This is a genomic window from Actinacidiphila acidipaludis (assembly GCF_019890725.1).
In the GTDB taxonomy this organism is placed as follows: Bacteria; Actinomycetota; Actinomycetes; order Streptomycetales; family Streptomycetaceae; genus Actinacidiphila; species Actinacidiphila acidipaludis.
This window is the reverse complement of the sequence record NZ_JAINZZ010000006.1, coordinates 81,845-94,836: the sequence shown is the minus strand read 5'-3', so window position 1 is coordinate 94,836 and position 12,992 is coordinate 81,845. Positions and strand designations below refer to the sequence as shown.

Sequence of the window (12,992 nt, the reverse complement as noted above, 5' to 3'; positions counted from 1 at the left end):
CTGATCTAGTAGCCGTCGGTCCTTAGCCCGCAGCCTTGCCGTACCTGAGGGGCGCCGCCGGGATCCCGACTTCGATCGGCTGGTGGAACCGTCTTAGTCGTCCTCGTCGTCAAAGTAGTCGTCATCCTCGTCGAAGTCGTAACCGCTCCTCGCGGCCTTGGCCCCGTCAAGCAGGCCGTGGGCGTACGCCGCCGCGTTCGCCATACGCGCGGAGTTGTGCGTCGCGACGAGGGTGACGACGACTGTGCCCGCTACGGTGACAGCAAAGCCGCCGGCCGCTACGGCGATCTGCTTCCAGGAGGGCCCGGACCTGACCGGGCCGGCTTTGGCTTCAGCAGGCTCGCCGGCTACAGGACTGGAGGTCTCGGACGCCTTCTCTTCACCGTTCTCCGGGACCTTGCTCATCAGATTGCACCTTCCAACTGTCCCGGCAGCCGCGCCGATACGGCCGCTGTGCGCTCGCTCACCCCCGCATTCTGTGTCATTCGGCCCCTAGGGCACCACCTGGTTCGGTCAAGTCGATCCAGCCTGTCACCAGACACTGGAGTGGAACGTGCCCTTCCGTGCGGACGGCTGACACTCCCCAGGGCTCCAGCGACCTCCTGGCCCCCCCCACGGACCTGCTCGTCGCCGCAGCCCCCTCCAACAACACTTCGGCTTCCGGCTCATCGTAGAAGACCCGGGACAATCTGACTTTACTTAAAGACCGCTTGCTCCCGAGCGGTCATAACGGGGGGTACATGCAGCCTAGCTACCTGTCGGGCTAGCCGTCCGGGAGTGTGATGTGTCCACCGAGGTCCGCGGACGTACACAGCGGATCGTGGGTGGTGGCTCCCTCAGTGGCTCCCCACTCGTCGATTAGTTGGTGCGGCACATGGCTACTCAAGGAGATTGCAGACATGCGGCCCCAACTCGTCGCCAGCGTGCGCGAGGTTGAACTCAGCGCGAGTGGCCAGTTCCAGGACCGGGGTCCCCGAAACGAGGTAGGCGTGAGTGATTCTGTCTAGAGCCGCCCCAACCAGGGGAGCGGCGACCCTCAACGTTCCGGCCTGCGCAACCCCGCTGGTCGACCCTCCGTGCACTACGACGTTCCGGGCGCGGTACAAACCACGCAGCGACGCTTCGAGATAGAACTGCACGCGGTTCAAGACAGCGTATGGATTGGCTAGTACCTCTCGCATGCGATCGATTGCGGCCACGTCGCTGCGTAGACGCCAGTTCTGCTTCAACGGGATAAAGCTACCAGCCTCGACTAGGCGCGCAATGTACTCAGCTCGCTCCCGGTTGTTAGGCAATGCTTTGAGGTCGCTGGCGATGGTGTCCCCGGTGCGGTGCCGGACTTGGTGGGAGATTGCTGTCAATTCGGCACGACTCCATGAGCAAGCTACGAGTTGGGCGGCACGGACAGCGGCGACCACCTTTCCGGGTTCGGTCGGGTCTCGGGGTTCCGTCAAAAGGGATTCGAGTGCCGCCCATGCGCCTGATACAGCTGGGGCCAATGCTCCCGTGTTGAGTGTGGCAGCAAGCTCCAAGGCGTCGTCGATGAACTCTTCTCGATCGCCTCCGGGCTTCTGAAGGCCAGTTCCCACGGAATAGATCTGCTTTTCTGCCGCCAGGGACAGGACATAGGCGCCTCGATTGGCCGTAGCCAGCGGTTGCGGGCCGGCGACGCCCTTTACCCATACATTCGGGCAAGAAATAACCGTTCCGCCGGATCGAGAAAACTTGGCGCGTGCCTTCACGCGATCGACTAGGTCGCTCGCTATCTCGACGGCTCGTTCGAAGTCTCGGGCCTCTGCGCGGTAGATAAACCCACCGATCTCATCTTGGTCGGCAGCGTAATCACAATGCGCGAGCCACGCCGGTGCGTTCTGGGCCGTGACCCAATGAGACAGACCCTGAGTGAGATCATCTGCTTTGGGTAGAGATTTAAAAGGAACGTAGATTTCGAAGACGCTACTCCCTTTTTCTGCGAGCAGGTTAGCTTCGCGGATCACGTCGAACGCAGACAGACCCTCCCGGCCATCTCTGATCCAACGCTGTAGCCCCGTAAAGCTATGCCCGTCGTCAAGCAGGTGTGACGCCACGGATCTAGCGACGAGTTCGGCCCGCGGGGGACTCGCTTCCGTGACTTTGTCAGCCCACCGTTCCAAGTAGCCTGGTCTGCAACGGTCGATGAAGAACCGGAGCCGCCGACGATTGCTGCTTGCGATGGAGAGGTCACCTCGAAGGATTTCCTGTAGTTCCTTCTTCCGAACCTTGTCACCCATTGCGGCATCCTGGCCGATTAGACGATCAAGGGAGTGCTTATGCCAGTCGAGTGTAGTTTGGCCCAAAACTTTCTTCTCGACCCACTGGCCAGCTTCGAAAAGCTCTTCAAGGGACAGGAACGAACCGATTGCCCAGAGTCGCCGATGCCAAGATGTGTATGCGCTAGTGAAGTCGAGCAAGCGTGTCGTCACGTGGCGGCTGTAAGCCGAGCTGGCGTCTTGGCCATCAGGACCCGAAGCAGTGGTCAACCGGCACCCCTCTGACAACAAAGAGGGCGAGACCAGTTGGTCTCGCCCTCTGGAGGCAAACGCCTCGGGTTAGTATGTGAAGTCACCGTACGTGGTGACAGGGTCACTGTAGCAAGGTTCTGCGGGTGTGACAAGCGCTCAACTGCGAGCGCTCCACTCCTACCCCATGACGTACGCCGGGGATGTGGGCTCCCAAGCTGACTCGTGATCGGCCACCTCCGCTGGCTGTCGGCGTCGTTTGCAGGTGTCTTCCGCCAGTAGTGGATCACTTGTTCGGTTCACTGCGAGGCGCATGATGGCGCTCTTGGTTTATTTTCATGCGCGGCTTGCTGGGATGGGGTACAGTCGCCTGCCATGAGCGAGCAGCAGGATGCGCTTGAGGATCTCGCGTCTAGCGATGTACTGGTGGCCCTTGCTTGGGCCAACGCGTCGGCCTACCGCCGCACGATGGAGGACTTCGACCCGGACACTGGGCATGACCAGGGCTGGGTTGGGTCGACCGCTCACAGGCTCTTCTGTGACCGTCTGCACAGGGTTTTCTCCACGGGTCGACACGGCGTCGCGGAGCTCTCGGCCGCTTCTGAGGGCTTGGACACGGTGGCAGCCGGTCTCTTCCCTGGCGAGTACGAGAAGATGCCGGCAGTGGTTCCAGGTGAGGTCACCTGGTCTCACCTCAACCGCTCGCCAGGCTGGCGGAGCGGCAGGTGGCGGTTCTTGCTCGCCTCGTTCGTCTATGGCGAGAGCGACGCCATCCCCTGGTCACAGAAGAGTCCCACGAAGCGACGGGTTGCTTCCCAAGCGAAGCCCGAGGGGTGGCTGGACACGCACCCCATGCTTCCCTTCGACGATGGCGATGACCCGTCTCTGATGGCTGTCCTGCAAGCCTTGGCCGAGGAGCCTGAAGACTCCGAACTGACGACTCTGATCGTCGCTCACAGCGTGAACCTCGACTTGGGCCTCCGAGAACTTTACCTAGGGCGTTCTCGTTTGAACCGAGGGGGAGGCGAGGCGTGGTACTGGAAGCATGATCTACTTGCTAGCGACTTCGGGACTCCCGGTTCGGGGCCGATTCCAGTGACTCCGAGTCCTCGTCCGGCGCCGAGCGGCGTTCAGGACGCCCCTGTTCGACTCCGCCGCGCGGCACGGGAGGGGAACGACAAGTGACGAAATGGGTGGTTAGTCATGAATTCCTCGCGCCGCACCGAAGTGCAGGTTGGTGACGCCTCTCGCCTTTTTGATGGTCGGCGTTTGACATTGGCGCGGCAGTTGGTTGGGCTTCGAAAGAATGCACTAGCCTCGAAGATCGACAAGAGTGCAACCGCTGTCGCAGCGTACGAAAGTAATACAAAGCGGCCGGCGCCAGCCACGGTCGCCCAGTTGTGCTTGACGCTTGGCGTGGATCCGGGCTTTTTCCTGCCGGGACCGCAACAGTTTGCTGGCAGCAACGCAACGCCGCACTTTCGCTCGTTGCGCTCTACGACGCAGCTTGCTCGCGATCAAGCCTATGCGTACGGCGTGATTGCTGGGGATGTTGGTGCCGCTCTTGAGCGGCACGTCGAATTTCCGGAGCCAAATCTTCCCCGCCTAAGCGTAGATGTCGACGACGTGGTTAGCTCTGTGCCGGAAGAGGCTGCCCGGTTGCTACGTAAGCATTGGGATCTGAAGGCGGGGCCGATTGGACACCTGGTCAGGCTGGCTGAGAATAATGGCGTAGTCGTTGTTTTCAGTCCTGTGCAGGTCGCTGCTGTTGATGCGTATTCTTTTGATCATGATTACAGGCCGACGATCGTTTTGAATCCCGCCAAAGAGGATTACTATCGCCAGCGTTTTGATGTAGCCCACGAGCTTGGGCATCTTGTCATGCATGTTGACGCTGAGCCGGGCAGTAAAGTCGTAGAGAATCAGGCGCACCGGTTCGCTGCTGAACTGCTGCTGCCTGAGAGTGAGGTGCGAGATTTGCTGCCAAGTAAGGCAAACTGGCGGGTTCTTGCCAGCTTGAAGGAGGCTTATGGGGTAAGTCTCCAGGCTTTGCTGTACCGCGCCCGGTCGTTGGGCGTTATGAGTGATGTTACATATAGGAACGCGATCGCCTACCTCTCGTCAAAGGGTTGGCGAAGGCGTGAACCTGGCGAAATGCCTGCCGTGGAGCAGCCATCGCTTTATCCCCGTGCTGTAGAACTGCTGGGTCAGGTCGGCATAGGAGAACTGGCGTTGGCGAGGGAGGCTAGAGTGACGCCCGGGCTCTTCCGCACTGTGGCTGCCAGAGTGCCAACTCGCGAGGATCTTTTCTCTGAGCCGTCATCGACTGAAGGTGACGGCCTGACGGATGAAGGCGTCATTCGGCTATTCGGTGATCGGGCATGAATGAGAAGTGTGGGCTTGGTTGATGGAACGGCTTAACCCGCCGAGAAGGATTTTATCTGGCGCGCCATGGCTAGCTTCCCATGGCCTCAAGGTGATTGGCGAAATCCTCCGTCAGGCTAGTTAGTATTTTCTTCCCTTTTTCTGCAGTAGCGTACGAGGGGAAGCCGATGACGCCGGTATCGGTGTACGCCCGCATGCCCTCAATCAGGAGGAAGGGACGTTCGCCGCCGTCGTGGTCGGCGTTCTCATAGCCGGAACGCACCAGGGACGGTTCGGCGTGGAGCAGGATGGACGTTTCGATCTCGCCGGCGTGCATGTCGCCGTGAGCGTCAGAGACCAGGCCGGCGCGGTCGCGTGCGCGCTGCCATTCCCGGCCCTGCGGGAAGAGGGACATCCGAGGCTCGGTGAGGTTGGCCTCCTGCACGATGTTGGAGAGCACGTAGTTGCCGCCGTGTGCGTTGACGAGCACGAGCTTGCGGATGCCCTGCGCTTCGAGGGACTGCGCAATGTCCGTGACCACGAGGTGCAGCGTCCTGGCGCTGATGCTGACCGTGCCCGGCCAGGTGCCGTGTTCGTGGCTGCACGCGATGGTGATGGGCGGTAGCGGCAGCACCGGGTAAGCGGCGGCTAGCTCGCGGACGATCACGCACGCGATTGCAGCATCGGTGATGAGCGGCAGGTGCCCGCCGTGCTGCTCGAACGATCCGATAGGCAGCACCGCGACGTGCGGTGCCTGTTCTTGGACGTCAACGGTCGTGATGGTCGGCAGCAGGCTCACGGCTCTCCCTCGGTCCGGCTCAGTTCCCCTTCATAGTGCCCAACGTGCGGTTGAGTTCGGCGATCTCAACCAACTTGCTCCACCGGGCAAGGTGGACTTGCAGCCTTCCAAGCTCAGCGAGGATGCGGGCCGATCCCGTCGCTTGGGCGATGGCCGCCGCTTCTTGGCCCGTCTTGTAGGCGGCTTCAACGTCTTCCATCTGCGCGTAGGCCGTCGCGAGCCTGGCCAGGCACAGCCCGCGGTCGCGTTGTTGTTCTGCCGGCCATCGGGTGAGGCTGGCCTCCAGCGTCCTGACGGCATCTTCGGGGCGGTGGAGTTGGAGGGCGGAGTTCGCCGCCTCCATGTCGATGTAGGCCACCGAGCAATACGGGGCCAGGCTCGGCCCGTCCTCGGCCGCGCGGTCGGCGAACGTCCTGGCTTCATCGAATGCTCGCCGGCAGTCGTCATCGTGCCCGAGCATGGCGTGTGCGTTCGCGCGGGCCCGTAACGCTACGGCTCGCACCTGGTTGGGCAGCTTCCGTTCCTCGCGTAAGGCGGCGTTCGCCAGCCCTACCGCATAGCCCGCCTGGCCGGCCTCCGCTGCGATGTTGCTTCGGCGCTGGAAGACGTACGAGCTGAGCGCCGGGTCGGCGAGTTCGGAGGCGTAGTCGAGTGCGCGGTTCGTCCAGAGCATCGCCTCTCGGGAGTCGCCGGTGTCCTGGTGGAGCCAGCCCAGGAATTCGGAGTAGCGGGCGCCCACCCGCACAACGTCATCGCGCATCGGGCCGTCAGCGTCCTTGCACAGTTCTTCGATGAGCGGCATCTGGCTCTGCACGGCCGGTACCAGGAAGCGCGAGCCGACCAGGGGTTCAGCGTTCGCGTGCTGGACGAACACGGACTTCAGGTAGTCGAGAACGCCGGGGCTGGCCTTCGGAGAGAGCGACTGAGGCGTAGGGAGTCTGGGCAGCGATTCGAGCTGCGACGGGGCCGACTCCACGCACAGGCCCAAGTCCGTACGGCTTGAGTGGTAGACCTCGCAGAAGATCGTTTGGTAGTCCTGCCCAGGTATGCGGCGCCCGTTCTCGAACATCGAGACCTGTGTTTTCAGGCTGGATGGCGCCGGTAAGTCGATGCAGAGCCGGTCGGCAGCGTCGGCCATGGCGTCCATGAGCTGAGCCTGAGACCAGCCCCGTGCCGTGCGCGCCGCTTGCAGTTTCGTTTTCATCGCTGCCCCATGCGTCAGGCGATGCGGGATCTGTCTCATGATGCCAACGCATCGCCTGACGTGGGCAGTTAACAGTTAACACGCGGGCACTGTTAACCCCTGTCCACTGCGCATGCGCGCATCTTCCGGCTTACTGGTTCTCGTCAGAACGGCCAGGTTGAACGGTTTCCAGCCGGGCGACTCGGTCGCGAAGTTCGGAGAGCTGGGAGGTGACATGGCTCAGGTGGTCTTGAAGTTCGCGCAGCCCGAGAGCGGTCTCGCTCGCGCTGGGCTGGCCCTTCTGCGGTTCGATGACGTAGGTGCCGCTGCCCGGCCGGCCTTCCACCAGGCCATCCTCAGCGAGCTGCTTGTACGCACTCTGCACGGTCATGAGCGCGACTCCCAGTGCCTTGGCGACGCCCTTGGCGCCCGGGAGCTGGCGTCCGGGCGGGTAGGTGCCTGCGGCGATGTCGTCACGGAACCGACCGGCGATCTCCTTGGCGCTTGGCGGCTTCTCTGGCTTCCAGTCCATACCTAGGAGCGTATCCAACGGTAGTTTTCCCCCTCTCGCGTCGAGAGGGTTGACCCTCACGAGCTACCTAGGTAGCTTGTGTCTAGTGAGCTACCTAGGTAACCCACTCTCTGTGTCGATGGGTCCCGTGGCAACACGGGAGCCCCTGTTCAGGGGTTGCCACACCCGTCGGGAGCGACCGTCCTTTGACAACTGAATGGGGATCATGCCGCCTCTCCTCGGCCAAGTAGGCGGCTGCGCGGGTCCGACTCCCGCGTGATGTACAGCGCGACCTGCCCCGGCATCCCGCCGTGAGGGCGCCGGATCGACTCCGGCCCGGGGCTCCCTTCTCTCTTGGCCACGGCGGCGGGACTCCCGACCAAGGTTCGCCCGCCGCCGTGGCTCTCCCTTCCCGTCGAGCACCGGAGAGCAGACATGTGTGCATACATCGGCCGTCATCAGGCGGTCTCCGACACCGATTTCGTGGAACTGGCCCTCGGTACCCCGGTTGAGCTGTGGCTGGGGGAGGAGGGCGAGACCGAGGAGGAGCGGGCGGCGCGGTTGGCCGCGGCCCGCGACATCCTGGCCGACGACCCGACCATGCCGGACCGGGTGAGCCAGGTCGCCGCCGAGGTGATCGAGGCATACGCCCCGGAGCTGTTCAACGTCCTCTCGCTGCCGCAGCCCGTGCGCCGCCGGCCGCGCCGGAAGGGAGCGGCGGCATGAGCACCGACCAGACGAAGGTGCCGCCGCTGACGCGTGGCGAGCGTGCCTTACTCGCGGGCGCCGCCCTGCTCGGGGTGGGTGTCGGTGGTGTGGGGCTGGCCATGAGCTTTGACACCGTGTCCGCCGCGGGCGCGCGGTGGGGGTTCGCCACTCCGCAGATGCTGCCGGTCGGGATCGACCTGGCCATCCCGGTGTTCACCGTGGTGAACCTGCTGCTGATCCGGATGGACATGGCCCTGTCGTGGGTTCGCTGGGTGCCCTGGTTCCTCACCGGGGTCACCTGCTGGCTGAACATCGCGGCCGGGCACTCGCTGTCGGCGAAGGTGGCACACGGAACGATGCCGCTGCTGTGGGTGGTGCTGTCCGAGGTGGCCGCGCACGTCTACGCGGTCCGGATCGGCGCGGTGACCGGCCGGCGGATGGAGAAGATCCGCCGTTCGCGCTGGGTCCTCGCCCCGATCACCACGTTCGCGCTGTGGCGGCGCATGACGCTGTGGGAGATCACCTCTTACACCGACGCGCTCGCCCGGGAGCGCAAGCGGCAACTCGCCCGCGCCGACCTGCGGCAAAAGCATGGTCGGCGGTGGCGCTCCCAGACCGACCGCCGCACCCGCGTGCTGCTCAAGCTCGGTGAGCTTGCCCCTGCCGTATCCGAATCGGTCGCCGCCCCTGTGGCGCCGGGCGCGGGCGGTCCGGAGGCACCGAAGCCGACCGGCCGGCGCCGGAGTGCCAACCCTGCGGCCAGGCCGAAGCCGGGTCGCCGCACGTTCGATGACGTGCTGGCCGAGGCCCGCACGGTCACCGGGTCGTGGCCGATCGAGCATCTGACGGCCGACCGGATCCGGCAGGCCGTGCAGTGCGGCGCCGCCCACGCTCGCACCGCGCGTGACGTGCTGCGCGGCGAGCGCGGTGGGGCTGAGGCGGTGGCTGCCTGATGTCTCCGGCGTTCGGCACCTGCTACGACCCGACCGGTTCTCCAGACACTCAGATGTGTCTCATTGAGATCGTCGTAGCTTCCTCCGCAGCGCCCGGTTAGGTTCAACATCAACGTCGAGTGATCATCGGAGGCGGCCCTGGCGGTTGACCGGGCTCGGGGCCTCTTTTAGTAGTGGCACCAGTCGTGACCTGCGGGTCCGGCGCATGGAGCTGGAACACTACCTCCACCGCAGGGATGTGGGGTTCGGCGGGCTTGCGCCGGACGCGGGCTTGGATGAGACAGGAGCGGCAACGACTCCAAGAGCAGGTTGACGCCGCCGCCACGGTCATCGCAACTCTCCTCGCCGAGAACACCGCCCCCGTGAGCAGGTCGCCAACCGATCAGCCACCATCGTGCCCCTCCTCACCGCGGGCGACGCCAGGAAATGATCGTGGGCAATGCGCGTGTGATCAAGCGGATAGACGTCGCGACAATGGAGCCCCCGACGGAGAGTCCAGGTGATCGCGCACCACCATGATGAAGTTTTCGAGGGCCTGGCGGTTCGATTGGTAATGACCTGCGAACGGAACTCTTGGGCGCCCTGCGTAGACCCGCCCCTCCCGCCTCGCGCGGTTTCGAACGCTGAGGATGGATACCTGACGAGAGGTGAGGATGCCGGCCTGGACTACATCCCGCCACAGTTGCGCGTCAGCCGGTGAGGAGTTTGAACTCCGCCCGTTAAGGCGCCTTTGCAAGGCCAACGCCGCCTCATCCCCCCGCGCAGCAGCAGCTCTTAGCGCGAGAGTTGGCGCAATGCCGCGATGCTCAGCCATCACCGCGCATAGCGTGCCGTCCACCGCCTTCTGGACCTCCTCAGCTAGCTCGGCGATGCTTGCGGGACCTTCCAGCTGAACCACGGCCAGCGTCTTGCGGAGCTCCCGCCTCATCGACTTCGCGTCCTCAAGGTCGACTGGGGTGTCAGCAGGTTTGATCGCGCGCGCCAGTTCCAGCGCCTGCTCAACCGCCAAGATGAACGCTACGACGGCATCGCGACGGTTGTTGTTCCGCCACTGCGAGCTCGCCGCTTGGGCACCGTCCGCGACGGCCTCGCGAGCGGCACGGGCCTGACGAAACCCGACAATCAGTGCCGCAGGGATGCCTAGGATCGCCGCTCCAGAAGCCGCTACCGCGGATATCGCCTCGATCTGCATGCACCGAATGATGCCGCCCCACAGCCCTCAAGGTCACAAAGATGCGGCAATCATCACAACCCCGGTGTCTCATGACACACATCGCAGTCTGGAGAACGACGGCGCCCGCTGGGGGATCCCCACCTTCCCGTGGCGCCCGGCCCCGGACGGTATGGCCACCCGCCGACAGCTTCGCGCGAAGGGGTGGTCAGCCGGTGGTGGCTCAGGTGATGCGCCGATCCCTCCGCCGTAAGAGCGGCTGCTCGGTGGCATTCCTGTACCGAACCGACCTGGCCAAGCCCGTCCGACCCATGACCACCGCCAAGCGGGCGGCGCTCGCCGCCGCGATGACCGCCCGCCGCACCTGCCCGGCCTGCCGCGTGGATGCCGGTACGTCATCCCGACTTCGCTCGGCACGTGCGTGCCGTGTGCCTATCCCGAGGATCAGCGCGCCGCCTGAAGGCGGATCCAACAACCGCGGGCCCGACCGCCCACCTCTCACAGCGTCGGTCGGGCCCGCTCACCCCTCCAGTTCTGGAAGGAACATCAGTGAAGCACGAGGACGAGAACGAGTTCTTCAAGCGATTGGAAGCCGACCTGTCCGCCGACTTCGGCGGCGAGGTAGTCGACTTGGACAAGGCCCGCGCGGTCCGTGAGTCGGCCGACCGGTCGGGTGCCGCGTCGCCCGACTCCGGACTCGACACGGGCGCCGACGTGTCGGGCGACGGGTTGGGGCGGGTGCTGGTCGACTCGTCGGGCCCGGCGTCGGGTCCCGGGTATCTGGGTCGCCTGCGGAATGCGCGGCGGCGTCCGGTGGTCCCGGAGTGGCTGCGGTCGGTGGGGGAGTTGAAGACGGCTTCGGTGTGGGTGGGCAAGCACTACGCCCACGTGGCGGGTTTCCACGCGTTGCGGACGCCGGTCTACGCCGCCCGCCTGTCCCTTCAGGCTCCGGCGGGCGCGGCGAAGTTCATCGGCGGATCCTTGCGGTGGGTGGCCGACCGGGAGGGCGAGCCGGTCCGGCTGGCCGCGGTGCGGCGGGAGGATGCGGCGGAGTATCTGAAGCTGTCGCGGCTGCGTGACGCACGGGTCAAGATGCGGACCCTGGTGGCGGTGCTGGCCCTGTTCGTCGGCCTCGCCTCGGCCCTGGCGATGTACGTGCTGGCCCCGGGGTGGCTGCAGGCCGTGTCGGTCGGCGCGGTGGTGATGGCGCTGGGGTTCGCCGGCCGCAAGCCGGACGCCCCGGTCGTCCACAGGGCGGTGGAAGTGCCCAAGGCCACCAAGCTCACCTCCGACATCGTGCTCCGCGCGCTGGGCGCGTTGGGTATCCCGGCGATCAACCAGGCGCAGGGCAACGGCCGGGACGGCTTCGAGTTCACCGCCCCGATCACCCGCGACGGCCCTGGCTGGCGCGCGGAAGGCAACCTCCCGTACGGCGTGACGGTCACGGACGTGATCGAGCGTCGGGACCGGCTCGCGTCGGGCCTGCGCCGCCCGCTGGGCTGTGTGTGGCCGGAGGCGGTGCCGGACGAGCACACCGGGCACCTGGTGCTGTGGGTCGGCGACCAGGACATGTCCCGCGCCAAGCAGCCCAAGTGGCCGCTGCTGCGGTCCGGGAACGTGGACCTCTTCAAGCCCGTCGCGTACGGCACCGACCAGCGCGGACGCTGGGTGGAAGCAACCCTGATGTACATCGCCGGAGTCATCGGCGCGATCCCGCGGATGGGCAAGACCTTCCTCCTGCGCCTGCTGCTGCTCATCGCCGCACTCGACCCGCGGGCGGAGCTGCACACCTACGACATGAAGGGCACCGGCGACCTCGACCCGGTCGGCACGGCCGTCTCCCACCGGCACGCGGCCGGCGACGACGACGAAGCCATCACCTACTGCCTCAACGACTTCCGCGCCCTGCGGGAGGAACTGCGGCGCCGCACCAAGGTGATCCGGTCACTGCCCCGGGACATCTGCCCGGAATCCAAGGTCACCAGCACGCTCGCCGACAAGCGCACGCTCGGGCTGCACCCGATCATCGTGGGTGTGGACGAGTGCCAGGTCCTCTTCGAGCACCCCGAGCACGCCAAGGAGTTCGAGGAGATCGCCACCGACCTGGTCAAGCGCGGCCCCGCCACCGGCATCGTGCTGCTGCTCGCCACCCAGCGCCCCGACGCCAAAGCCCTGCCCACCGGGATCAGCGCGAACGCGTCGGCCCGGTGGTGCCTGAAGGTCATGGGCCAGTTGGAGAACGACATGGTGCTCGGTACCTCCGCCTACAAACGCGGGGTCCGGGCGACCATGTTCGCCTGGAATGATAAGGGCATCCACTACTTCGTGGGTGAGGGATCGGACGCCCGGATCGTGCGGGCGCTCTACGTCGACGGCCGCGACGCCGACGACATCGCCGCCCGCGCCCGCGCGGTCCGGGAGAAGGCCGGCCTGCTGTCCGGCTACGCCCTGGGCGAGGAACCCGAGGTCACGGCCTCCGGCTACGACCTGCTCGCCGACATCCTCGCCGTCGTGCCCGCGTCGGAGGCCAAGGTGTGGTCCGAGACGGTCGTTGCCCGCCTGGCGGAGCTGCGGCCGGAGGTCTACGACGGTTGGGAGCCAGACGCGTTGGCGGCAGCCCTCAAGCCGCACGGGGTGTCCACGATCCAGGTCGGGCGGCGCGTGGACGGGAAGGTCGTCAACCGGCGCGGCATCGACCGCTCCCACATCACCACCGCGATAGCGGAGCGTGACGGAAACCGGGACGCGTCCTGACCCCGCTGGGTCGCTAACGCTAGCGGCAGCACCCGCTAACGTTAGCGGCCC

At 65.4% G+C, this 12,992-nt stretch carries 11 protein-coding genes and 1 pseudogene; 6 read left to right on the top strand and 6 right to left on the bottom strand.

The genetic code is table 11. The features are described 5' to 3' along the window. Nucleotides 1-93: 93 nt before the first annotated feature. Together K7862_RS07525 and K7862_RS07520 are read right to left on the bottom strand one after the other, a co-directional pair. Nucleotides 94-405: a hypothetical protein gene (locus K7862_RS07525; protein ID WP_222961650.1), complete on the bottom strand. Its 312-nt coding sequence runs from the start codon at nt 403-405 to the stop codon at nt 94-96. 473 nt (nt 406-878) lie between these two features. Continuing rightward, entirely contained in the window at nt 879-2,462 is a 1,584-nt protein-coding gene (locus tag K7862_RS07520; protein WP_222961649.1) for a hypothetical protein, read from the bottom strand. Between the two features lie 411 nt (nt 2,463-2,873). Here K7862_RS07520 and K7862_RS07515 point away from each other — a divergent pair, with 411 nt between their 5' ends. Together K7862_RS07515 and K7862_RS07510 are read left to right on the top strand one after the other, a co-directional pair. Next, nucleotides 2,874-3,683 (top strand): hypothetical protein, encoded by an 810-nt coding sequence (locus tag K7862_RS07515; RefSeq protein ID WP_222961648.1) that lies wholly within the window; start codon nt 2,874-2,876, stop codon nt 3,681-3,683. A gap of 18 nt (nt 3,684-3,701) precedes the next feature. Then, on the top strand, nt 3,702-4,883 hold the full coding sequence (locus tag K7862_RS07510; protein ID WP_222961647.1) for an XRE family transcriptional regulator: 1,182 nt from the start codon (nt 3,702-3,704) through the stop codon (nt 4,881-4,883). A 70-nt stretch (nt 4,884-4,953) separates the two neighbouring features. Here K7862_RS07510 and K7862_RS07505 read toward each other — a convergent pair whose 3' ends face one another. The 3 genes from K7862_RS07505 to K7862_RS07495 form a co-directional block, all read right to left on the bottom strand. Beyond that, nucleotides 4,954-5,661 (bottom strand): creatininase family protein, encoded by a 708-nt coding sequence (locus K7862_RS07505; protein ID WP_222961646.1) that lies wholly within the window; start codon nt 5,659-5,661, stop codon nt 4,954-4,956. Nucleotides 5,662-5,680: 19 nt separating this feature from the next. Then, nucleotides 5,681-6,808, bottom strand: a complete 1,128-nt coding sequence (locus K7862_RS07500) for an NsdA family TPR-like regulatory protein (protein WP_222961645.1) — start codon at nt 6,806-6,808, stop codon at nt 5,681-5,683. A 187-nt stretch (nt 6,809-6,995) separates the two neighbouring features. Continuing rightward, entirely contained in the window at nt 6,996-7,376 is a 381-nt protein-coding gene (locus K7862_RS07495; protein ID WP_222961644.1) for a GntR family transcriptional regulator, read from the bottom strand. A gap of 414 nt (nt 7,377-7,790) precedes the next feature. Here K7862_RS07495 and K7862_RS07490 point away from each other — a divergent pair, with 414 nt between their 5' ends. Together K7862_RS07490 and K7862_RS07485 are read left to right on the top strand one after the other, a co-directional pair. Further along, on the top strand, nt 7,791-8,081 hold the full coding sequence (locus tag K7862_RS07490; protein ID WP_222961643.1) for a hypothetical protein: 291 nt from the start codon (nt 7,791-7,793) through the stop codon (nt 8,079-8,081). After that, on the top strand, nt 8,078-9,016 hold the full coding sequence (locus K7862_RS07485; RefSeq protein WP_222961642.1) for a DUF2637 domain-containing protein: 939 nt from the start codon (nt 8,078-8,080) through the stop codon (nt 9,014-9,016). Before K7862_RS07490 ends, K7862_RS07485 begins: the two co-directional genes overlap by 4 nt. Nucleotides 9,017-9,467: 451 nt before the next feature. Here K7862_RS07485 and K7862_RS07480 read toward each other — a convergent pair whose 3' ends face one another. Beyond that, nucleotides 9,468-10,208 (bottom strand): hypothetical protein, encoded by a 741-nt coding sequence (locus K7862_RS07480; protein ID WP_222961641.1) that lies wholly within the window; start codon nt 10,206-10,208, stop codon nt 9,468-9,470. 151 nt (nt 10,209-10,359) lie between these two features. On the opposite strand from K7862_RS07480, the pseudogene K7862_RS37350 reads away from it, so the two are divergent. Beyond that, nucleotides 10,360-10,647, top strand: a pseudogene (locus tag K7862_RS37350) (RRQRL motif-containing zinc-binding protein). Between the two features lie 89 nt (nt 10,648-10,736). Continuing rightward, nucleotides 10,737-12,941, top strand: coding sequence for a cell division protein FtsK (locus tag K7862_RS07475; protein WP_222961640.1), 2,205 nt, complete (start codon nt 10,737-10,739; stop codon nt 12,939-12,941). The last annotated feature ends 51 nt before the right edge of the window (nt 12,942-12,992 follow it).